This is a genomic window from Streptococcus sp. ACS2 (assembly GCF_000525585.1).
In the GTDB taxonomy this organism is placed as follows: domain Bacteria; phylum Bacillota; class Bacilli; order Lactobacillales; family Streptococcaceae; genus Streptococcus.
Genome location: NZ_JALT01000038.1, coordinates 82,641 through 104,467, shown reverse-complemented (window position 1 = coordinate 104,467; position 21,827 = coordinate 82,641). Strand labels below are relative to the sequence as shown.

Sequence of the window (21,827 nt, the reverse complement as noted above, 5' to 3'; positions counted from 1 at the left end):
AAATGCGACATTTTCAGACTATAGTGCTATAATGATATTAAAAGTAAGCGTTTACCGTTTTAATGTAAATCCTAGAGATATTTCCAGAAACTTTGATAGGCTTATTAATAAAGGCGAATGTATTGACTTTGAATTTTCATGAAAACTGAGTTAACATTTAATGTTGCTCTAAAGAAGGAGAAGAGTCATGAATGATACTGTTTGTAAAAATTGGTTTATGCGTAAAAGTGGGAAGACTTGGGTCTATGGCTGTGCCTTGGTAAGTTTTGCAGGTTTGGCTCTGGCTGGTCCTGTCTATGCGGATCAAGTGGAACAGGCAACTGTGAGCCCAACACCTCAAGAAGTGGTAACTCAAACTGACCATCAAGTTGCCCCTCAAGCGGAGCTTGCTCCTAGCACGACCAAGGAAGTCCCCCAAGTGGTAGAGCCGAGCTCGTCTCTTGTTTCCGAATCTGCTAAAACAGCTCAAGAGAATCCCACTCAGCCTAGCCTTGACCAGTCAAAAGAAGTACAAACACAGGCTAGTGAGGCTGAGAAAGTGACTAACCAAGCGCAAGAAGCCGATTTGAATCAGACCAGTCAAGACCAATCTCCAGTTGTAACGAATAGCACCAGTCCTGTTCATGTGACAGCGGAAAAAACGGATTTGCCTAATAATGAAGCGGTTACCAATCTAGAAGGGATGACCGCAGACCAAAATGGTCACTGGGAAATGCAGGCTGACGGTATTCATTCAGAAGCCAAAGACAAGGGAGACTCTTTCCTTTATTCTCAATCTGAGGGCAAGAATTTTATCTATTCAACAGATGTGACCTTCAAGGAAGCTGGTGGTGCCGCTGCCCTCATTTTCCGTGGTAACAATGATAGTAGCGATAAAAATATGTACGGGGTCAATGTAGACTCTGGTAACCATAAGGTTAAGTTTTGGCGTTGGGTCAATAATCATGATATTCAACTTGTAGATGAGAAAGATGTGACACCAACTGCCGATGAAACCTACAATCTTAGAGTAGTTGCGGCTAATCAGTGGCTATCTTACTATGTCAATGATGTGCTTGTCGCAAGTACAGGTGACGCTGTTCTTCAAAAAAGTGACAAGGGCCAACCTCAAGTCCTTCCAGAAGGTTACTTTGGACTTCTTAATTGGAATGCCAATGTCATTTTCAAAAACACCCGCTATGTTAATCTTGATGATGCCAGTCTTCCTTTGATTGACAATCTTGTAGTGACCTCAAAGACAGGTTCTGTTGAAAAACAAGCCCAATTCTTCTCTGAAGAACCACTCCATATTCAATATGTGGGACACAATGCTGAGACAGTAGGCTTTGACATCACTAAGCATAATCCAAATGCTGTTATCAAGGTAGAAGATGCCAAGGGAAATGTCTACACAGATATTTCACAATTGCCAGTGGCTGTAGGTGCCAATTACTTTATTATTGAAAGTAGTATGACTGATTCGCTTGACCGTCCTGTGACCTTGACTTATCGTGTTAATATCCACCGCAGACAGAGTGATGATGTGTATTACAACGAGCTTTATCGTGATCAGTATCATTATTCTGTCAAGGATGGCTGGGCTAATGACCCTAATGGCTTAGTCTTCTACAAGGGACGTTACCATCTCTTCTATCAATTTTACGATGATACCAAATGGGGTCCAATGCACTGGGCCCATGCGACCAGCCGAGATTTACTTCATTGGGATGAAGAGCCGATAGCCTTTTATCCAGATGCGACAGGTCACATGTTCTCAGGCTCTGTCGTGGTTGATAGTACCAATAGCTCAGGCCTCTTCAAATCTCCGGAAGGTGGCCTAGTAGCTATTATCACTTCAAATGGTAATGGGCAACGGATTGAAATCGCCTATAGTGAGGACGAGGGTAGAACTTGGCAAAAATATGACAAGGTAGTTGCCGACTGGTCTCAGGACCCACTTCAAAACCAAGATTTCCGTGACCCTAAGGTCTTCCGCTGGGATAACCAATGGTTTATGGTCCTTGCAGGTGGTCCACTCCGCATTTATTCTTCACAAGACTTGAAGAACTGGCAAGTGGAAACAACCTATAAGGATTTGCATACGGAATGTCCTGACCTTTATCCGATTGTAGCCAATGATGGCGCACTCAAGTGGGTCCTCTCACGTGGCGGTCGTTCTTACAAGGTTGGTGATTTTAAACAAGTGGATGGCAAGTGGGCCTTTGTAGCTGATGATGTTTACCAAGATTATGACGAAATCATGAATTTTGGTAAGGATTCCTATGCTGCTATGACTTATTATGTTCATGATTTTGGAACAGCTGACCATCCAAACATCCCACAATTGACTGAAATTAACTGGATGAACACTTGGGAAGATTATTGCAATCTGGTTGCAGATACTGTAGGTCAAAAATTTAATGGTACCTTTAACCTTAACCTTGACCTTGGTTTGGTTAAATCAGGCGATCGTTACCTTTTAACCCAAACCCCTGTTAAGGCCTATGAAAGCCTTCGTGATACAGACGACGCTCAGTATTTTGAAAATGTCACAGTAGCTTCTGACAATGAACTGCTTAAAGATTTTAAAGGTGACACTTATGAAGTGGTTTCTCACTTTGTACCAGGTAAGGACACGACAGCAGTTGGATTTAACCTTCGCGTCGGTGATGGTCAAGCTACCAAAGTCGTTTACGATTTAACTAAGGAAACTTTGTCTATTGACCGTAGCCAATCTGGTACTATCCTTTCAGATGCTTTTGCTAAGGTTAATAGTCAACAAGTGACTCGCAATGAAGATGGTTCAATTGATTTGCATCTTTATGTGGACCGTGCGAGTGTGGAAGTCTTTGCTAAGGGGAATACGGTAGCTGGTGCTAATCAGATTTTCCCAAGCCCAAGAGCCGTTGGAGCGAGCGTCTTGGTTGAAGGTGGTCCAGCCAAAGCAAATATTGCTATCTACCCAATTAAGAGTACTTGGACTGACAAGAAGGAAGTCACTAAGGCTGTTGCCATGAACACCACAGTTGCAGGTCATTTGGCTCTTGAAGTTGGTCAAAGTAAGGATTTGCAAGTTTACCTCGCACCAGCTTCTGAAGAGCAGGATGTGACATGGACAGTAAGTGATCCAAGTTTGGTGTCCTATACTGAACATGACAATAAACTTTCTCTCAAAGCCCTTCACAAGGGTCATCTCACTGTCACAGCAACTTCAGTTGAAAACCCTTCATTGACCAAGACCTTTAATATTGACATTACGCTCAACAATTTTGCGACCAACCTTAAAGGCTTAAAGGCTGTTACTGGTGATTGGTATATTGATGACGATACCCTTTACGATAGCAATGTTAGTGCCAATGACTTCTTCATGGCCTATGAAAGTAATGGCTTCAAGCAATTTGACTATGATATCGATGTCAAATACCAACATGGCTTGGTCAACCTCTTTGTAGCTGCGGAACGTGAAGAACCAGGTCGTGCCTACTCTGTCCAATTTGCTGATAACGATACTGTTCGTCTCTTCCGTTTTGGTGGTGAAACCATCGCTGAAGCTCACTTGGATAAGGCTATCAATGACGGCCAGTACCACCACGTCAAGGTTGAAAAGGGCAAGGACACCATGACAGTCTATGTCGATGGCAAGGAAGTGCTCCATCATCAATTTGATGCTGTGGATAATTACTTCAATCAAGCCCATGTAGGTGTTGGTCTTTGGGATGGCTCAGTAGAATTCCAAAACTTCTTCGTTACTGAAAAAATGACAAACACAAGCAGTGACACTACTGACGAACCAATTAAACCTGATCCTCAGCTAGAACCTAGTCCAGAGCCAAATCCAGAAAATAAAACAGATGAACCTGAGCATCAGCCTGAGCTTGCTCCAGAGCCTGAACCGACAGGACAAAATAATGGTCACGACAGTACAAACACAGTGCCAGATCCATCTCAGGATAATACTAGTAAGCAAGAAGAAAGTAAGGCTCCAGTGGAAACACCTAAGACTGTCACTCCACTAGTTGAGAACCTTCTCAAAAAATTCAACGCATTTAGTCTCTCAACTTTTCTTGCAAGTATTGCCAAAGAAACATGGCACTTTTTGACAAAATGGCTATTCAGCTAAAATCAAAACGTTGAAAAGGCTATGTAAGAAGAAAAAAACTTAGAAGTATGAGTGCTTCTAAGTTTTTTTGTTTCTACTAAAAATTATCCAAAAATTTCTTTTGCGAGTGCTTTTCCTTTCGGAGTTGCTGCTAAGCCACCTTCAGCAGTTTCACGGAAGGCAGTTGGCATAGCTGAACCAACCTGATACATAGCATCAACGACCTGGTCGACTGGAATGGCTGATGTGATGCCTGCCAAGGCCATGTCAGCAGCTACTAGGGCAAAGCTTGCCCCCATAGCATTACGTTTGACACATGGGACCTCAACCAATCCGGCTACAGGGTCGCAAATGAGTCCCAACATATTCTTAAGCACAAAGCAGATGGCCTGGCTGGCTTGGAAAGGTGTTCCACCAGCAGCCATTGTAATAGCGGCAGCAGCCATAGCAGAGGCGGAACCGACTTCAGCTTGGCAGCCTCCCTCGGCACCAGATATCGAGGCATTATTTGCGATGACTAAGCCAAATGCACCAGCAGTAAAGAGAAAATCCAATTGTTGTGATTCGGTTAAGCCCAGTTTTTCGATAGCAGTTGTAAGAACAGCAGGTAGACAACCAGCTGATCCAGCAGTTGGTGTGGCACAAACCAAGCCCATCTTGGCGTTAGATTCATTGACTGCCATGGCATTTCTAGCAGCACCTAAGACGGCAGAATCAGCCAAGGTCTTTCCATTTTTGATATAGGCATCCAGTTTGGCAGCGTCTCCCCCGGTTAAGCCAGTTGGTGATTTCTCAGGAGACAAACCAGCCTGAACAGACTCCTTCATCACTTCAAGATTTCGAGCCATCAGAGCTAGGATTTCAGGACGTTCCCGTCCAGTTAGCTCTGTCTCTGTAGCAATCATGAGTTTGGCGATATTACCTTGGTAATCTCGGTCAGCTTGTTGAACTAATTCTTCAATAGTGTAAAACATGCAATCCCCCTCTTAGCTGAAAAAGTTGACATTATGTAGATGAGGAATTCTAGCGATTTCAGTGACGGCCTCATCACACTGGTGCGAGTCAATTTCGATAATCATAATGGCCTTTTCACCGGCGTTTTCCCGAGTAACAGTCATTTGGGCGATATTGATGCCATAACGCGACAAAATATCTGTGACAAGGGCAATCATTCCTGGAACGTCTTGGTGGACAATGATGAGAGTCGGTGTATTCATCTTGAGATTGACCGCAAAACCATTGAGTTCAGTTACTTGGATATTTCCTCCACCGATAGAAACGCCTGTGGCAGAAATGGTTTTTGTAGCATTTTTTAAGGTGATACGAGTCGTATTGGGGTGTGGCGCATTACTATCCTTGTTAATTTTCCAGTAGACCTTAATGCCTTTTTCGTATGCGATATCCAGAGCGCGTGGGATGTCAGGGTCGTCCGTTTCCATACCTAAAATACCAGCCACTAGAGCCACATCTGTCCCGTGACCTCGATAGGTTTTGGCAAAGGAATTAAAAAGTTGAAATTCTACCTCAGTCGGTGTCTCACCAAAGATGGCAGAAACAATCTTGCCAATACGAACAGCTCCTGCAGTATGACTAGAGGAAGGCCCGACCATGACAGGTCCAATGATGTCAAAAACGGATTGAAATTTTAAATTTTTCATAACACGCCTCGTTTGATTAATCTTGTATTTTCAGTATACCATGAATTATAGAGATTAGGTATTTAAGTAAAATCTATAGAAATCATAAAAAAATAACCTATTTTAAGCTTTCTTTAAGGTTCAATAGATATAATAGTGGTCTATTAAGTAAGCAATACTTATTTTTCATAAATCTGAGAGGGTGGCCTGCGGGTCGCCTTTTTGTGTTTCTTTCTTTATATGTAGCTGGATTGTGGTAAAATAGAGCCTAAAGATTTTCCAGTTAGAAAGGATATACCATGACCTACACCCATTTACTTTTCGACCTTGACCACACCCTCCTAGATTTTGACCGTGCTGAAGATTTGGCTTTGACCTACCTTCTTGAAGAGGCTGGGGTGGCTTCACGAGATCTTAAAGTTTACAAGGATCACTATATTCCCATGAACCGTTCCATGTGGGAAGATCTTAATCATGGTTTAATCACTAAGCCTGAGTTGCTTCGCACGCGCTTTTCTCGTCTTTTTGAGCATTTTGGACAGGAGGTTGATGGCAGTCACTTAGCTGGCCGTTACCAACATTTCTTGAGCCAACAGGGGCAGGAGTTGCCTCAGGCCCATGCCTTCTTATCGAACGTTAAAGACCGAGGCCACAAGATTTATGCAGCCACTAATGGTGTTAGCTACATTCAACGCGGCCGTCTGCAAGCCTCAAGCATCTTGCCATTCTTCGACGATATTTTCATTTCAGATGAAGTGGGTGCCCACAAACCGTCTACGGACTTTTTTGAAAAAATTGCGGATCAGGTACATGACTTTCACCTTGCTTCAGCCCTCATGATTGGTGATAGTCTAACTGCCGATATCCAAGGTGGTAATAATGCAGGAATTGACAGCATTTGGTTTAATCCCAAAGGTTTGGTTAATGAGACTCCAGCTGTTCCAACCTATCAAGTCAAAAACTACCAAGAAATCTTGACGATTTTGAGCAAATAGGCCACTTTTCAAAATTGTATTCACCCATGACTATTAAGAGCTTTTCAGCTCTTTTTTTGCTACAATGAAAGCATGAATGATCTGATTAAACATAAGTTGGAATTGCTCCCAAACAACCCGGGGTGCTATCTCCACAAGGACAAATTCGGCAATATTATCTATGTCGGTAAGGCTAAAAATCTAAAAAATCGTGTGCGTAGCTATTTTCGTGGAAGTCATGATACCAAGACAGAGCTTTTGGTATCTGAGATTGCGGACTTTGAATTTATCGTAACCGAGTCTAATATCGAGGCCCTGCTTTTGGAAATTAATCTTATCCAAGAAAATATGCCCAAATTCAACATTCGCCTCAAGGATGACAAGTCTTACCCTTTTATCAAGGTTACTAAGGATCTCTATCCAAGGCTCTTGATTACTCGCCAGGTTAAGAAGGATGGTGGTCTTTATTTCGGACCCTACCCAGATGCTGGTGCAGCCAATGAAATCAAGAAGCTTTTGGACCGTATTTTCCCCTTTAAGAAATGTAAAAATCCTGCCAACAAGGTCTGTTTCTATTACCATATTGGTCAATGTAATGCTCACACCATCTGTCACACCACTGAGGACTATTGGCAAGGTTTGGTTGAGGATGTCAAGAATTTCCTAAACGGTCATGATGATAAGATCGTTAACCAGCTCAAGGCCAAGATGAAGGACATGTCTGACCAGATGGAGTTTGAGCGGGCAGCGGAGTATCGAGATCTGATTGAGGCAGTGTCGACGCTCAGGACCAAACAAAGGGTTATCCGTCAAGACATGCAGGACCGTGATATTTTCGGCTACTATGTGGACAAGGGTTGGATGTGTGTTCAGGTTTTCTTTGTCCGCCAAGGGAAACTCATTCAGCGTGATGTCAATATGTTCCCCTATTATAATGAAGCCGAAGAGGATTTCCTGACCTATATGGGGCAGTTTTACCTGGATAGTCGGCATCTCAAGCCTAGGGAAATTTTTATTCCTGGAGACATTGATCAAGAGTCTGTCGAAGCTCTGGTCGGAGATGAAGTCAAGGTTTTTAAACCACAAAGAGGCGAGAAAAAGCAGTTGGTTAATCTGGCGACGAAAAATGCCCGAGTCAGTTTGACCCAAAAATTTGATCTCCTCGAAAAAGACTTGGCTAAGACCCAAGGAGCTATTGAAAATCTAGGCAAACTCATGGGGATTCCGACACCGGTCCGTATCGAGTCTTTCGATAACTCTAATATCATGGGAACTAGCCCTGTCTCTGCCATGGTTGTCTTTGAAAATGGTAAACCTAATAAAAAAGAATACCGCAAATATAAGATTAAGACTGTTGAAGGCCCTGACGATTATGCCAGTATGCGTGAGGTCATTCGTCGTCGCTATAGTCGTGTCAAACGAGATGGTTTAACGCCACCAGACCTCATTATCATGGATGGTGGTCAAGGTCAGGTCAATGTCGCCAAGGATGTGCTTCGCAAGGAACTCAATCTATCTATCCCAGTTGCAGGTCTTCAGAAAAATGACAAGCACCAAACCAATGAATTGCTTTTTGGAGATCCTTTGCGAGTCATTGATTTGCCACGTCAATCCGAGGAATTTTTCCTCCTTCACCGTATTCAGGATGAAGTACACCGCTTTGCCATCACCTTCCATCGTCAAGTCCGTAGTAAGAATAGTTTCAGTTCTAAACTTGATGGCGTGGAGGGGTTAGGACCTAAGCGCAAACAAAAACTTCTCAAACACTTCAAGTCTATGACAGCTATCCAAAAAGCCAGTGCCGAAGACATTCAAGCTCTTGGAATCCCTGAAAAAGTAGCAGAGGCTCTGTTAGATAAATTAAATGATAACAATTAAGTTAGACTTTTCAAGTAACTCAGAAAAACTTGGTAGGGTGATTGATAATTCAATGATTTCCTAGGAATTCTATTTCTTGAGAGTGGGACAGAAATCGGTAATTCGTTAGAATTCGATTTCGTCGTCCCACCTCCGCACAGTTGAGTAGGGCTGTAAAAGCTGATGAAATCAGCGTAGTAGAGCCCACTCAACCACTGTGTCTTTCTCGACAATCCAAAGACAAATTGAGAGGCTAGGACTTTTGTCCCAGCCTCATAATTTTGAGAAACATTCGTAAAATCCATTTGTTTCGGTAATCCATTTCGTCCTATATGTTAGTTCCTTTCAGACAAATGTGGTGTTTATCTGAGACTAGCCTAGATGGCTTTTTCTGTCTAGCTTAATTTTACAAATTTGGTTATAATAAGATTAATTAAAAAGGGAAAGGAGTCATGCTATCAAAAACGAAGCTAAAATTGAACGTCTTTATGATAAGAGTCGTCGTGGCTTTCTTCGTGGAATCTTTAGTCGTGCTACGATTATCTTCTTAATCATCTTACTGCAGCTTGTTGTTGTAGCCATGTCATACTTATGGTTGAGTCAGTATAGGGTGCACTTGCAAGTAACAGAAGTGGTCCTTCGTATTCTGGCCATCATCTATCTCTTTCAAAGTGATATGGAATCAACGGCTGTTAATACGTGGCTGCTGATTGTCTTACCTTTCCCTATTATTGGAACCTTACTCCTAGCTTATACGAAACTAGATTTGGGCTATACAGGGATGAAACGTGCGATTCAGAGCAATATTGACCGTAGTTCTGGCCTATTGAAACAGGATGATCAGGCTCTCGAAGAGCTTAAGCAACGTCACACGAGCAACTACAACTTGGTCCAATATCTTGAAAATGTGAATGGGCATTTTCCTGTCTATCGATACACGAAGACGACCTATTTTCCAAGTGGTGAAGCCAAGTTTGAGGAAATGAAGAAGCAACTTCTTAAAGCGGAGAAGTACATTTTCTTGGAATATTTCATCATTGGTGAAGGTGAAATGTGGGGTGAAATCCTAGCCATCTTGAAACAAAAGGTTCAAGAAGGGGTGGAAGTACGTGTCATGTATGATGGCATGATTGAATTTTCAACCTTGAGTTTCGACTATAAGAAACGTCTGGAGAGAATTGGCATTCAATCTCGTGTTTTTGCGTCAGTAACGCCTTTCTTGTCAACCTATTACAATTACCGTGACCATAGAAAAATCTTGCTGATTGATGGTAAGGTAGCCTTTACAGGTGGGGTTAATCTAGCTGATGAATATATCAACAAGATTGAGCGTTTTGGCCATTGGAAAGATACTGCACTCATGGTTGAGGGGCCAGCGGTTGATACTTTCTTAGTCCTCTTCCTTCAAATGTGGACTTACTCACATGAAACACTGGATGTGACACCATATATGGTTGAGCATGAGACCTTTGATACTCCTGGTTTTGTTGTTCCTTACGGGGATATCCCACTGGATAAGGATAAGGTTGGTGAGAATGTTTATATTGATATTCTTAATCATGCGCGTGATTTTGTTCATATCATGACGCCCTATCTTATTTTAGATGGCGAGTTACTACATGCTTTGAAGTTTGCGGCTGAGCGTGGAGTTGATGTTAGTATCATCATGCCTGGTATTCCTGATAAAAAGTCAGCTTATTACTTAGCTAAGACTTACTACCCAACACTTTTAGCATCTGGTGTTAAGATTTATGAGTACACACCCGGTTTTGTTCACGCCAAGATTTTTGTGAGTGACAATAGTAGGGCTGTTGTAGGAACAATCAACTTGGATTACCGCAGTCTTTATCATCACTTTGAGTGTGCGACTTATCTTTATAGGACGTCATCAGTGGTTTCCATTGAGGAAGATTTCCAAGCGACCAAAGCCAAGTGTCATCGAGTTAGTGTCGCCGAGATTGAAAATCTGCCGTTCCATCAAAAGGCTTTAGGATTATTGACTAGATTAGTTGCTCCGTTGATGTAGTGACAATTTGTGTTAGAAGAGGGTTGAGCCCTCTTTTCTTATAGTTTAAAATAAAGGTAATGAAGTCGAAGGAGAAAATGATGTTAACTATTCGTCCAGCCAAGTTATCCGATGCACCAGCTATTCAGGCCATCTATGCACCCTATGTTGAAAAGACAGCTATTACTTTCGAATACGAGGTTCCCAGCGTTCAAGAGTTTGAAGTACGCATCAGCAAGACGCTTGAAAAATTCCCCTATCTAGTGGTAGAAGAGGATGGCCGAGTTCTCGGCTATGCTTATGCTTCAACCTATTATGCCCGTACAGCCTATGATTGGACAACAGAATTGTCTATTTATCTTCATGAAGATGCGCGTGGTAGAGGTTTGGGAAATCAGCTCTATGATGCCCTTGAGGAGGAACTTGAGAAGCGAGGGTTCTTGCGTTTCTTAGCCTGCATTGCAGTCCCTAATGAGGCCAGCGTTGCTATGCATGAAAAGCGGGGTTATGTCCAAGTTGCCCATTTTCCAAAAGTTGGCTACAAGTTTGAGCAATGGCACGATATCGTCTGGATGCAAAAAATCCTGGATGGGCCTGTTAGAAAGATACAGTAGATGCCCCATCAATCTTAAATCGCAATGGCTAATTATCCCTGCCTTTTGCATATGCTAAAATGATACTAATAAAATCACTGGGAGAGACCGAAAAGTTTGTGGTGCTCCCCCATACATGAGAGGAACCTATATGACTCAAGTAACCAGTGCTAGACTGTTACCCCAAAAGCCCTCCAGATGGGCTAAAAGTCTTCTTAATCGCAAGGTACCTATTTTCCTGTTCTTCTTACTGGAATTGACTTTTCTCGTTTTCTCATATCTCAGTCTACAAGAGCATTTTCCATCCATTATCTTATGGGAACACTTGTTGAGTGTTTTTACCTTCTTTTATTTGCTGAATCGTTCCATGGATTCTCGTTCCAAATTATCCTGGCTGATTATCATTGCTCTTTTCCCAATTTTTGGGACAGCCTTGCTTTACTTTTCACTTGCTGATTTGGGTGTGAGACGGTTGAAGAAACGACTTGAGGATGCTACAGTGCAGGCTTCTAATTATTTAAGCACCGATCCAGAAGTAGCTGATTATTTATCTCATGGTGATCGTCAACTACAGCGTTTAGCTTATTTTCTGGAGCATAGTCCAGCTCAGTTTTCTATCTACAGAGATACTGAGGTGACCTATTTTCCACTTGGAGACGACATGCTTCCAGCACTGTTGGAGGATTTGAAAAAGGCAGAGCGTTATATCTTTATGGAGTATTTCATCATTGACGAAGGCATCATGTGGGGTGAGATTTTAGCCATTTTGGAGGAAAAGGCCAAGGAAGGTCTGGACGTTCGTGTCATGTTTGATGGGATGAATGAGATGACCACCTTGTCCTACGATTATATTGAGCGACTACACAAGGTGGGTATTAAAGCTCAAGCCTTCTCGCCAGTCAAGCCCATCCTATCAACCTATTACAATTACCGAGACCATCGGAAGATTACTGTGATTGATGGTCAAGTTGCTTATACTGGTGGTGTAAATATCGCTGATGAGTATGTCAATAAACGAGAACGCTTTGGTCATTGGAAGGATACAGCCCTTCGCCTAGATGGATCAGCAGTTCAAACGCTAAAAGCTCTCTTTTTGACCATGTGGACGGTGACTGGAGTAGAAGACAAGACAGATATGGAGCACTATCTACAAGAAAAACCTCAAAAAAGCAAGAGTCAGGGTTTGGTTCTCCCTTATGCCAATTCACCTTTGACCTACCACAAGGTTGCAGAAAATGTTTATTTACATCTTCTGAATACATCTACCGATTATGTCTATATCATGACACCTTATCTGATTTTGGATGATGAATTGGTTCAATCTATGACCTTTGCGGCTAGACGAGGTGTAGATGTTCGTATCATTATGCCAGGGATTCCAGATAAGCAGTATGCCTTTGATATTGCGACTACCTATTTTAAAGTGCTCTTGGATGCTGGCGTCCGTATTTTCCGTTATACCCCAGGCTTTATCCATGCTAAAGTTTATGTTTCTGACGCCAAACAAGCTGTGGTAGGAACCATTAATACTGATTACCGGAGCCTCTATCAAAATTTTGAAGATGGGGTCTATCTCTATAAAAATCTGGAAGTGCTTAACATTGAACAAGATTTTGAGAAAACCCAGGCACTCTCAGAGGAAGTCACTCTGGAAAGTTTGTCTAAAATACCTATGGCTCATCGTCTAGGTGGCTATCTCTTTTCTCTGATTGGACCTTTGATGTAATATAGGAGTGTTCATATGGATGCAAAAATTCTTTTGAAACAGTTAGAAGACCAAGCTGATCCAGCTAAAGTACCACCCATGGAAGCCTATATGAAAAATAAATTCAGCTTTCTTGGCGTTCAAAAACCAATTCTCAAAAAGATCGAAAGAGAGTATTTTAAGCCTTTTATAAAGGATCCAATTGATTGGACTTTTGTAGAAGAGTGTTGGCAGCAACCCTACCGTGAGTTTCAATACATTGCTATGGATTATCTGAATAAAAAGAAGAAGGAGCTTAGACCTGAAGATTTTCCAAAGCTAAAGGAATTGGCTCAAACCAAATCATGGTGGGACAGTATAGATCAATTGGACCTTATCATCGGAGAGATTACTTTTCACTATCCAGAAACCAAGAATATCATGCGCAAATGGAGTCTTGATGAGGATTTTTGGTTAAGACGTATTGCCATCGACCACCAGCTTATGCGTAAAGATTTGACAGATACTGATCTCCTAGCAGAGGTTATCTGTAACAACTTTGGGCAGACGGAGTTTTTCATTAATAAGGCTATCGGTTGGAGTTTGCGCAATTACTCAAAGGTAAATCCTGATTGGGTTCGGGCTTTTATTGATCAACATGCTAGTCAAATGGCATCTCTTAGCATTCGTGAGGCAAGTAAGTATTTATAGAAATCAAGTGCTTGACTCTGTGATCTATTATGCTAGAATAGGAGTATGCGATGAGTCGATTGGCTCTTTAGAGCCTTTTGCGCTGAGGAGGTCTACATTAGATTGTAACGCAGGAGCGGACCTTGAGTAGTTGTGTGAACCTGCTACTCTCATCGAAAGATGCCTCTTATCCCTTGCCGTTTGGTAAGGGATTTTTCTTTATTCTTGGCTTTTTTACCCTTTTCAACTGGACTTAAACGTAGTATAATAGATTCACTGAACTAAATTGATAGAAAATTCCGAAAGAGGTTTAACTATGGGATACACAGTTGCTGTTGTCGGTGCTACAGGTGCCGTCGGTGCTCAAATGATCAAAATGTTGGAAGAATCGACACTTCCAATCGATAAAATTCGCTACCTTGCGTCTGCTCGTTCTGCAGGAAAAGTCTTGCAGTTTAAAGGTCAAGACGTGACCATCGAAGAAACGACTGAAGACGCATTTGAAGGTGTAGACATTGCCCTTTTCTCAGCTGGTGGATCTACCTCTGCTAAATATGCACCATACGCTGTTAAAGCCGGTGCAGTAGTCGTTGATAACACATCATACTTCCGTCAAAATCCAGATGTGCCATTGGTTGTACCTGAGGTCAATGCACATGCGCTTGATGCTCACAACGGTATTATCGCTTGTCCTAACTGTTCAACTATCCAAATGATGGTTGCCCTTGAGCCAGTTCGTCAAAAATGGGGCTTGGACCGTATCATCGTGTCAACTTACCAAGCTGTATCAGGTGCTGGTATGGGAGCAATCCTTGAAACACAACGTGAGTTGAAAGAAGTTTTGAATGACGGCGTTAACCCACGTGATGTTAAAGCTGAAATCTTGCCATGTGGTGGTGATAAGAAACACTTCCCAATCGCCTTCAACGCCTTGGCTCAAATCGACGTCTTCACTGAAAATGACTATACTTACGAAGAAATGAAGATGACAAATGAAACTAAGAAAATCATGGAAGACGACAGCATTGCTGTATCAGCAACATGTGTACGTATTCCAGTTTTGTCAGCTCACTCAGAGTCAGTCTATATTGAAACAAAAGAAGTGGCACCAATTGACGAAGTGAAAGCTGCTATTGCAGAATTCCCTGGTGCAGTTCTTGAAGACGACGTTGCTAACCAAGTCTACCCACAAGCTGTTAACGCTGTAGGTTCACGTGATACATTCGTTGGACGTATCCGTAAAGATTTGGATGCTGAAAAAGGTATCCACATGTGGGTTGTTTCAGATAACCTCCTTAAAGGTGCCGCTTGGAACTCAGTCCAAATCGCAGAAACACTTCACGAACGTGGTTTGGTTCGCCCAACTTCAGAATTAAAATTTGAATTGAAATAGGGAGCAAAACAGAAATCAGTAACTCGAAGAGTTTGATTTCTCCTTCGCTTTTATACACCCCCCGCACAGTTGATTAGGAAGTACGACTGTTGCAAACATGAGTAGTTCCAATCAACCACTGCGTCATGATTCAGAAATCAGTAAGGATTTAGTGTTGTATTTGAATACTAAATCCAAGCTGAATCCTATAAAGCAGAGAGACTTCTCTCTGTTTTTTTGTGTTTTGACTATCATATTGAAACAGTCAGTCCTCCCGTTTTCAGAAAATTGTTAACTTATCTGTCTGTCTGGTCAAAATTATGGTAAAATGGAAAGGATTAGAAAACGGTTGAAGGAGAATATTATGTCAATTGATCAATTAAGAGATGTCAAACTGATCACAGCCCTTATTACACCTTTCCACGAAGATGGCTCTATCAATTACGATGCGCTTCCAGAATTGATTGAGCATCTTTTGGCTCACCATACAGAAGCTCTTCTTTTGGCGGGGACAACAGCTGAAAGTCCAACACTTACTCACGATGAGGAGTTGGAACTCTTTGCGGCTGTTCAGAAAATCGTTAATGGACGTGTGCCATTAATTGCTGGTGTCGGTACCAACGATACACGAGACTCTATCGAGTTTGCCAAAGAAGTTGCCAAATTTGGTGGTTTTGCAGCTGGTCTTGCTATTGTGCCTTACTACAACAAGCCATCACAAGAAGGTATGTACCAACACTTCAAAGCTATTGCGGATGCTTCTGATTTGCCAATTATCATCTACAACATCCCTGGTCGTGTGGTTGTTGAAATGGCTCCTGATACCATGCTTCGTTTGGCTGAACATCCAAATATTATCGGGGTTAAAGAATGTACCAGCCTTGCTAATATGGCCTACCTTATCGAACATAAACCAGAAGATTTCTTGGTTTATACTGGTGAAGATGGGGATGCCTTCCACGCTATGAACCTTGGAGCTAACGGTGTTATCTCAGTAGCCTCTCATACAAATGGTGATGAGATGCACGCCATGCTTGAAGCTATTGAAAATAGTGACCTCAAGACAGCAGCAGCTATCCAACGTAAATTTATTCCTAAAGTTAACGCTCTCTTCTCAGTACCAAGTCCTGCACCTGTTAAGGCTGTTCTTAACCATCTTGGTTTCGAAGTTGGACCACTTCGTTTGCCATTGGTTGCATGTACTTCAGAAGAAGCTAAACGTATCATCAAGGTCGTTCTTGAAGAAGATGTCGAAGCAACACGTGAGACAGTTACAGGTGTCGTTCGTCCAGATTATTAAGAAAATGAAGTTGAGCAGCTTGCTCAGCTTTTTTAGTTGAATAGGTTAAATCTCACAAAATAAGCTGATATAGGGTCTAAAAGCAGTTTTCTATCATGAAAATTGGCTTTTTTTGATATAATTATAGTTAGTGTGCTTAAAAAGAAAGGAAGTTTCATGAATCAACTTGAACAAAAACTTGAGCAGGATTTTGGTATTGTTTTCAGCCAAAAAGACCTCTTAGAAACAGCATTTACCCATACCTCATATGCCAATGAGCACCGCCTCCTAAACATTTCACATAATGAACGTTTGGAATTTTTAGGAGACGCGGCTCTGCAATTAGTCATTTCTGTTTATCTATACAAACGCTACCCTAATAAGCCAGAGGGGGAAATGTCTAAGATGCGTAGTACTATCGTTCGTGAAGAGAGTTTGGCAGGTTTTACAAAGGCTTGCGGTTTCGAACAATATATTCGTCTTGGTAAAGGGGAAGAAAAATCTGGTGGACGTGAACGTGCCACTATCCTTGGTGACCTCTGGGAGGCCTTCCTCGGTGCTCTTTATCTAGATCAAGGTTTGCCTGCTGTTGAGAAATTCTTGAATCAGGTCATGATTCCTCAGGTTGAAAAGGGGAACTTTGACCGCGTAACAGACTATAAGACAGCCTTGCAAGAGCGTCTTCAGGTCAATGGTACGGTTGATATTACTTATACCGTTATCGACGAGTCTGGACCAGCTCATGCCAAAGAATTTACTATGCAGGTAGCTGTTGATGGTAAGGAGCTCAGCACAGGTCTTGGAAAATCTAAGAAATTAGCTGAACAGGCAGCGGCTAAGGCTGCCCTTGAACAACTAGGAAATTAAGCATGTATTTGAAATCAATTGAAATGCAGGGCTTTAAATCCTTTGCGGACAAGACGCAAGTCGTCTTTGACAAGGGAGTAACAGCCGTTGTAGGTCCAAATGGATCGGGAAAATCAAATATTACAGAGAGTCTACGCTGGGCATTGGGTGAATCATCTGCCAAGAGTTTGCGTGGAGGCAAGATGCCTGACGTTATTTTTGCAGGAACAGAGGTTCGTAAGGCTCTCAACTATGCGGAAGTGGCAGTCACTCTTGATAACAGTGATGGTTTTATCGCGGGTGCTGGCGAAACCATTCGTGTGGAGCGTCACATTTATCGAAACGGTGACAATGATTACTTGATTGATGGTCGCAAAGTTCGTCTGCGTGATATTCATGACCTCTTCATGGATACCGGTCTGGGGCGTGATTCTTTTTCTATTATTTCCCAAGGTCGTGTTGAGGCTATTTTTAATGCCAAACCTGAAGAACGCCGCGCTATTTTCGAAGAAGCCGCAGGGGTTCTTAAATATAAGACACGTAAGAAAGAAACGGAAAGTAAGCTTAATCAAACCCAAGATAACCTTGATCGTTTGGAAGATATCATTTACGAGCTGGACGGTCAGGTTAAACCGCTTGAAAAGCAAGCAGCGACTGCTAAACGTTACTTGGAATTAGATGAGGAACGTAGACAGACTCAGCTTAATCTTTTGGTCCACGATATTGAAATTGGTAAGTCTGACTTGAGCCAGACCCAAGAGGATTTGTCAGAGGTCAAGAAAAAATTAACCAGCTATTATGAGGAACGTCATCGTCTAGAGATTGAGAACCAGGAGCTCAAACAGAAACGACATCAAATTTCAGAACAAATTTCTTCTGACCAACAAACCTTGGTGGATGTCACACGTCTTATTAGTGACTTTGAGCGTCAAATTGATCTTTATACCATGGAGAGTCAGCAGCGTTCAGAGAAAAAAGAAGAAACTGAAGCTCGTCTCAGTGAGTTAGAGCATTTGAAAGCAGAAGCTCAGGTAGCACTTGATAAGGTTAATCAAGGCCAAGGTGAATTGAATGCTGAGTTGGATAGCCTTGCCCAAGAGCTGATTGCTATTCAAAAAGAACTGGAGCAATTTTCTGATGATCCAGATACGCTTATTGAACGTTTACGTGAAGACTATGTTGGTCTGATGCAGGAGGAAGCCAAGGTTTCTAACAGTTTGACTCAGGTCACTCACGACATGGACAGTCAGACACAAGCGCTTGAGGCACAAGCTGAAGAATTTAAACAAGCTCAAGCTGACTTGCTTTCTGCTCAGGAAGTGGCTAGTGAAACCCAAAAAGCTTATCAAGCAGCCCAAGCGAGTCTTCAAAACCTCTTAGCTAGCTACAAAGAAAAGGCTCAGGCTTATCAAGCTCTTGATAAGGACTATCAAGACGCTCAAAAGCAGATGTTTGACCTCATGGATCACCTTAAGAGTAAAGATGCCCGTCGTCAAAGTTTAGAGTCTATCCAAAAAAATCATTCTAATTTCTATGCAGGGGTTAAGGCTGTCCTTCAAAACTCCCAATCCATTCAAGGAATTATTGGTGCAGTTAGTGAACACTTGACTTTTGATACGCGTTATCAGACGGCTCTTGAAATTGCTATGGGACCTAGTGGGCAGAATATTATTGTTGAGGACGAAGCGGCTGCTAAGCGTTCGATTGACTACTTGAAGCGCAATCGTCAGGGGCGTGCAACTTTCTTGCCGTTGACAACCATCAAACCACGTCAACTTAATGGACAATTTGCTCAAAGTCTTGCCAATGCACCAGGTTTTATTGGTATGGCTTCCGATTTGGTTACCTATGAGGACCGCTTATCTAATATTTTCCAAAACCTCCTAGGGGTAACGGCAATCTTTGATACCATTGACAATGCTAATAAAGCAGCTCGAGCTGTTCGTTTCCAAGTTCGTATGGTTACTCTTGACGGGTCTGAGATTCGTCCCGGTGGTGCCTTTGCTGGTGGTACTAACAAACAAAATAATAACCTATTTATCAAGCCTGAACTGGATGCATTGACTGCTGAAATTAACCAGATTAAGGCTCAATTAAGTGATAGTGAAGCTAAAGTTGAAGCCCTCAAGATCAAACGTAAGGCTTTACAGAAAGAGTTAGAAGATCTGAAGCTAGATGGTGAAAATGCTCGTCTGCAAGAGCAAAAACTAGACCTAGAACACCAACAAGCCTTGTCAGAGGTGGAGAAAAATCAAATCCTAGTGGATAGTTTCAAACAGGATTCTCAGGGAACTGATGGGGCAAATCTTCAAGATAAGGCTGAACAACTTAAAGCAGAGTTAGCACAAATTGCATCTAAGCGTGAGGCCATTAACGACCGTATTGAGGCTATTAAGGAAGACAAAGACGCACTTGGCCAACAAAAACAGGTTCTCTTAGACAAGCAATCTAAACTTCAGTTGGAGGAACGTGATTTGCAAGCAGAATTGCGTTTTGCTAAGACAGAAAGTAATCGTCTTCAAGCCGACCTGTCTGAGTTAATGAAGGAATCGGATAGTCTTAAAGCTCTCCTTAATAACCAGGTCAATGATGACCAAACTGACCGCCTTCCGCATTTGCAAGCACAGCATAAAGAAGCTGTCCAACGTAAGGACGATTTGGAACAAGCTCTTGTCCGTGCCAAGATTCAGGTGCAAGATTACGAAGGTCAGTTGGAAGACTTGGAGGAGCGTTTGGCTAAAGCTGGCAATCGTAACGAGGACTTGATTCGTCAGCAGACTCGTTTGGAAGAACGTGAAAGTCAGATTAGTCAATCACTTCGTAAGTTTGCGACCCAGTTGGCTGAAGATTACCAGATGACACTTGAAGTCGCCAAAGGTCAGGCTAGTCCTCTTGACAATGTTGAACAAACTCGCCAGAATCTGCAAGGTCTTGAGCGTTCGATTAAATCTTTGGGTCCGGTCAATGTAGATGCTATTGCCCAGTTTGAAGAGGTTAAGCAACGTCTTGATTTCTTGAACGGACAAAAGGATGATTTGCTCGAAGCTAAGAGTCTCCTTCTGAATACCGTTAATGACATGGATGATGAAGTGAAATCACGCTTTAAAACAACCTTTGAGGCTATCCGAGAAAGCTTTAAACAGACCTTTACCCAGATGTTTGGTGGAGGTTCAGCAGACTTGATTTTGACTTCAGACAATCTCCTAGAGGCTGGAGTAGAAATTTCTATGCAGCCACCAGGTAAGAAAATTCAATCGCTTAACCTTATGTCTGGTGGTGAGAAGGCCTTGTCAGCTTTGGCCCTTCTCTTTGCCATCATTCGTGTTAAGACCATTCCATTTGTTATCCTAGACGAAGTAGAAGCGGCTTTGGATGAAGCCAATGTTAAACGCTTCGGTGACTACCTTAATCGTTTTGACAAGTCCAGTCAATTTATTGTAGTTACCCATCGTAAGGGAACGATGTCTGCAGCAGACTCTATTTATGGGGTAACTATGCAGGAATCAGGTGTCTCGAAAATCGTTTCGGTCAAACTAAAAGACCTTGATTTAGACTAAAAATAGATTATATTTTCATGAAAGATAGTTGATAGCTTTATCACTATCTTTTTTCATAGTCTCAAAAAATTTGTAAGGACTTTCAGAAAAACATTAAGTTTGCGCTTTCAAAATTGCGCAATCGATTGCGTAAAATGGCATAACAAAGGCTATGATTAGGATTTTAGGGTTTATGAGAGAGAGGGCGACTTGTCATTTCCCACTGACATGTTACAATATTTAAGGAAATGTCATATGGGGATATGGTGTTTTTTGAAGTTAGTTATAGTGTATGTGTTAAGATACGATTTTCTGGACACATTTAGGCTTCGCGTATACAAGTCTAAGAAGTCTTCTTTCGAGCGAAAAATCCAGGCTGGGAAACCTGGATTTTTCTTTGTCTTTTTAGTTTATTGGTCACCTTTCTCAGCTTGAGATTTGGCTTGTTTGATACCAGCATTGACCAAGCCCTGCATGATAGCCCCAAAAAGGATAGCTTCAAAAATGCCTGATAGCATATTATGGATTGAGAATAATTCTGTCAAATAGTCTTTATTGTCAACTAAGAAGTGAACTAGGGGCATGCCTAAGAACATGCTAATCCCAAAGTATAAACCTGACTTAAGCCCCACGTGCTTAAGTTGTTTTTTCTCTTTCTCAGTCAGTTCTTCCTCGTCAAAAGCATTAACAGCACTTATCTTTAACTTATAAGTAAGGATGCTGCTAACTAACAGAATGATAATCAAGAGGAGGATAGGGTAAATACGACCTACAAGTTCGGGATACTTAAAGCCTATAAGAAAGGCAATACAATTACCACAAAGTAAGGTAAAGAAAAGAACTACGAAAGCTATGTTACCCATTCGATCAACCTGTTGGCGCTTTTGTTCATCTAAAGGACCTGTGATACCATAAAAACGTTTAATTAGTTTGTCAGTGAAAGTTTCTTTAATCATGATTTACCTCTTTCTAACTTATATCTCTATTCGTAATTTCCATCCCAAAAGAGACTGTTAAGATCTGTGTCTAGTGCTTTAGCTAGATTTAGACAGAGCTCCAGTGTTGGGTTATACTTGTTATTTTCGATCATGTTAATGGTCTGTCGGGAAACGCCAATAGACTTTGCAAGTTCTAATTGTGAAAGCCCCATATTCTTTCTAAATTCCCTGACATGATTCATAAAGGGCCTCCTTCTGAAAGACAAGCTAATGTGTTGCTGTAAGTCGCAATTTATTAATTATGTCAACTTTATCTGACATAATTGTAGCAAGTTCCT

At 41.9% G+C, this 21,827-nt stretch carries 15 protein-coding genes and 1 pseudogene; 11 read left to right on the top strand and 5 right to left on the bottom strand.

Features of this window, described 5'->3' with window-relative positions:
* Nucleotides 1-187: 187 nt before the first annotated feature.
* Nucleotides 188-4,099 (top strand): GH32 C-terminal domain-containing protein, encoded by a 3,912-nt coding sequence (locus HMPREF1517_RS07940; protein ID WP_037600883.1) that lies wholly within the window; start codon nt 188-190, stop codon nt 4,097-4,099.
* Nucleotides 4,100-4,182: 83 nt separating this feature from the next.
* On the opposite strand, the gene sdaAA is transcribed toward HMPREF1517_RS07940, so the two are convergent.
* Nucleotides 4,183-5,052 (bottom strand): L-serine ammonia-lyase, iron-sulfur-dependent, subunit alpha, encoded by an 870-nt coding sequence (sdaAA, locus tag HMPREF1517_RS07935; RefSeq protein WP_021147208.1) that lies wholly within the window; start codon nt 5,050-5,052, stop codon nt 4,183-4,185.
* Nucleotides 5,053-5,064: 12 nt separating this feature from the next.
* Entirely contained in the window at nt 5,065-5,736 is a 672-nt protein-coding gene (gene sdaAB, locus HMPREF1517_RS07930; RefSeq protein ID WP_002885347.1) for an L-serine ammonia-lyase, iron-sulfur-dependent subunit beta, read from the bottom strand.
* Nucleotides 5,737-6,014: 278 nt separating this feature from the next.
* On the opposite strand from sdaAB, the gene HMPREF1517_RS07925 reads away from it, so the two are divergent.
* Complete coding sequence (locus HMPREF1517_RS07925; protein WP_037600879.1) at nt 6,015-6,710, top strand: YjjG family noncanonical pyrimidine nucleotidase; 696 nt, start codon at nt 6,015-6,017, stop codon at nt 6,708-6,710.
* A 72-nt stretch (nt 6,711-6,782) separates the two neighbouring features.
* Entirely contained in the window at nt 6,783-8,567 is a 1,785-nt protein-coding gene (gene uvrC, locus HMPREF1517_RS07920) for an excinuclease ABC subunit UvrC (RefSeq protein ID WP_037600877.1), read from the top strand.
* Here uvrC and HMPREF1517_RS10825 read toward each other — a convergent pair.
* Nucleotides 8,564-8,872: pseudogene (locus HMPREF1517_RS10825) on the bottom strand (hypothetical protein); the annotation flags it as partial. The gene uvrC and the pseudogene HMPREF1517_RS10825 overlap by 4 nt on opposite strands.
* A 149-nt stretch (nt 8,873-9,021) precedes the next feature.
* On the opposite strand from HMPREF1517_RS10825, the gene cls (HMPREF1517_RS07910) reads away from it, so the two are divergent.
* The 8 genes from cls (HMPREF1517_RS07910) (at nt 9,022) to smc (ending at nt 20,572) form a co-directional block, all read left to right on the top strand.
* On the top strand, nt 9,022-10,572 hold the full coding sequence (gene cls / locus HMPREF1517_RS07910) for a cardiolipin synthase (RefSeq protein WP_198017477.1): 1,551 nt from the start codon (nt 9,022-9,024) through the stop codon (nt 10,570-10,572).
* A gap of 80 nt (nt 10,573-10,652) precedes the next feature.
* The gene (locus tag HMPREF1517_RS07905) at nt 10,653-11,165 is read left to right on the top strand and encodes a GNAT family N-acetyltransferase (protein WP_037600872.1); all 513 of its coding nucleotides are present in this window, start codon (nt 10,653-10,655) and stop codon (nt 11,163-11,165) included.
* Nucleotides 11,166-11,295: 130 nt separating this feature from the next.
* A complete protein-coding gene (gene cls, locus HMPREF1517_RS07900) occupies nt 11,296-12,870 on the top strand; it encodes a cardiolipin synthase (protein WP_037600870.1) in 1,575 nt (524 codons plus the stop codon).
* Nucleotides 12,871-12,885: 15 nt separating this feature from the next.
* Nucleotides 12,886-13,539: a DNA alkylation repair protein gene (locus HMPREF1517_RS07895; RefSeq protein ID WP_037600867.1), complete on the top strand. Its 654-nt coding sequence runs from the start codon at nt 12,886-12,888 to the stop codon at nt 13,537-13,539.
* Nucleotides 13,540-13,834: 295 nt separating this feature from the next.
* Nucleotides 13,835-14,911, top strand: coding sequence for an aspartate-semialdehyde dehydrogenase (locus HMPREF1517_RS07890; RefSeq protein ID WP_003096845.1), 1,077 nt, complete (start codon nt 13,835-13,837; stop codon nt 14,909-14,911).
* Between the two features lie 343 nt (nt 14,912-15,254).
* Nucleotides 15,255-16,190: a 4-hydroxy-tetrahydrodipicolinate synthase gene (gene dapA, locus HMPREF1517_RS07885; RefSeq protein ID WP_013990425.1), complete on the top strand. Its 936-nt coding sequence runs from the start codon at nt 15,255-15,257 to the stop codon at nt 16,188-16,190.
* Nucleotides 16,191-16,346: 156 nt separating this feature from the next.
* Complete coding sequence (gene rnc, locus HMPREF1517_RS07880) at nt 16,347-17,036, top strand: ribonuclease III (RefSeq protein WP_002885331.1); 690 nt, start codon at nt 16,347-16,349, stop codon at nt 17,034-17,036.
* Between the two features lie 2 nt (nt 17,037-17,038).
* Nucleotides 17,039-20,572: a chromosome segregation protein SMC gene (gene smc, locus HMPREF1517_RS07875; RefSeq protein WP_037600863.1), complete on the top strand. Its 3,534-nt coding sequence runs from the start codon at nt 17,039-17,041 to the stop codon at nt 20,570-20,572.
* Between the two features lie 389 nt (nt 20,573-20,961).
* Here smc and HMPREF1517_RS07870 read toward each other — a convergent pair whose 3' ends face one another.
* Both HMPREF1517_RS07870 and HMPREF1517_RS07865 read right to left on the bottom strand, forming a co-directional pair.
* Nucleotides 20,962-21,507, bottom strand: coding sequence for a DUF3278 domain-containing protein (locus HMPREF1517_RS07870; RefSeq protein WP_037600861.1), 546 nt, complete (start codon nt 21,505-21,507; stop codon nt 20,962-20,964).
* A 26-nt stretch (nt 21,508-21,533) separates the two neighbouring features.
* Nucleotides 21,534-21,731, bottom strand: coding sequence for a helix-turn-helix transcriptional regulator (locus HMPREF1517_RS07865; protein ID WP_037600858.1), 198 nt, complete (start codon nt 21,729-21,731; stop codon nt 21,534-21,536).
* Between the last annotated feature and the right edge of the window lie 96 nt (nt 21,732-21,827).

Excerpts from the sequence above, each read along its gene's own strand:
- HMPREF1517_RS07940 (WP_037600883.1), top strand. The coding sequence starts at position 188 with ATGAATGATACTGTTTGTAAAAATTGGTTTATGCGTAAAAGTGGGAAG.
- sdaAA (WP_021147208.1), bottom strand. The coding sequence starts at position 5,052 with ATGTTTTACACTATTGAAGAATTAGTTCAACAAGCTGACCGAGATTAC.
- sdaAB (WP_002885347.1), bottom strand. The coding sequence starts at position 5,736 with ATGAAAAATTTAAAATTTCAATCCGTTTTTGACATCATTGGACCTGTC.
- HMPREF1517_RS07925 (WP_037600879.1), top strand. The coding sequence starts at position 6,015 with ATGACCTACACCCATTTACTTTTCGACCTTGACCACACCCTCCTAGAT.
- uvrC (WP_037600877.1), top strand. The coding sequence starts at position 6,783 with ATGAATGATCTGATTAAACATAAGTTGGAATTGCTCCCAAACAACCCG.
- HMPREF1517_RS07905 (WP_037600872.1), top strand. The coding sequence starts at position 10,653 with ATGTTAACTATTCGTCCAGCCAAGTTATCCGATGCACCAGCTATTCAG.
- cls (WP_037600870.1), top strand. The coding sequence starts at position 11,296 with ATGACTCAAGTAACCAGTGCTAGACTGTTACCCCAAAAGCCCTCCAGA.
- HMPREF1517_RS07895 (WP_037600867.1), top strand. The coding sequence starts at position 12,886 with ATGGATGCAAAAATTCTTTTGAAACAGTTAGAAGACCAAGCTGATCCA.
- HMPREF1517_RS07890 (WP_003096845.1), top strand. The coding sequence starts at position 13,835 with ATGGGATACACAGTTGCTGTTGTCGGTGCTACAGGTGCCGTCGGTGCT.
- dapA (WP_013990425.1), top strand. The coding sequence starts at position 15,255 with ATGTCAATTGATCAATTAAGAGATGTCAAACTGATCACAGCCCTTATT.
- rnc (WP_002885331.1), top strand. The coding sequence starts at position 16,347 with ATGAATCAACTTGAACAAAAACTTGAGCAGGATTTTGGTATTGTTTTC.
- smc (WP_037600863.1), top strand. The coding sequence starts at position 17,039 with ATGTATTTGAAATCAATTGAAATGCAGGGCTTTAAATCCTTTGCGGAC.
- HMPREF1517_RS07870 (WP_037600861.1), bottom strand. The coding sequence starts at position 21,507 with ATGATTAAAGAAACTTTCACTGACAAACTAATTAAACGTTTTTATGGT.
- HMPREF1517_RS07865 (WP_037600858.1), bottom strand. The coding sequence starts at position 21,731 with ATGAATCATGTCAGGGAATTTAGAAAGAATATGGGGCTTTCACAATTA.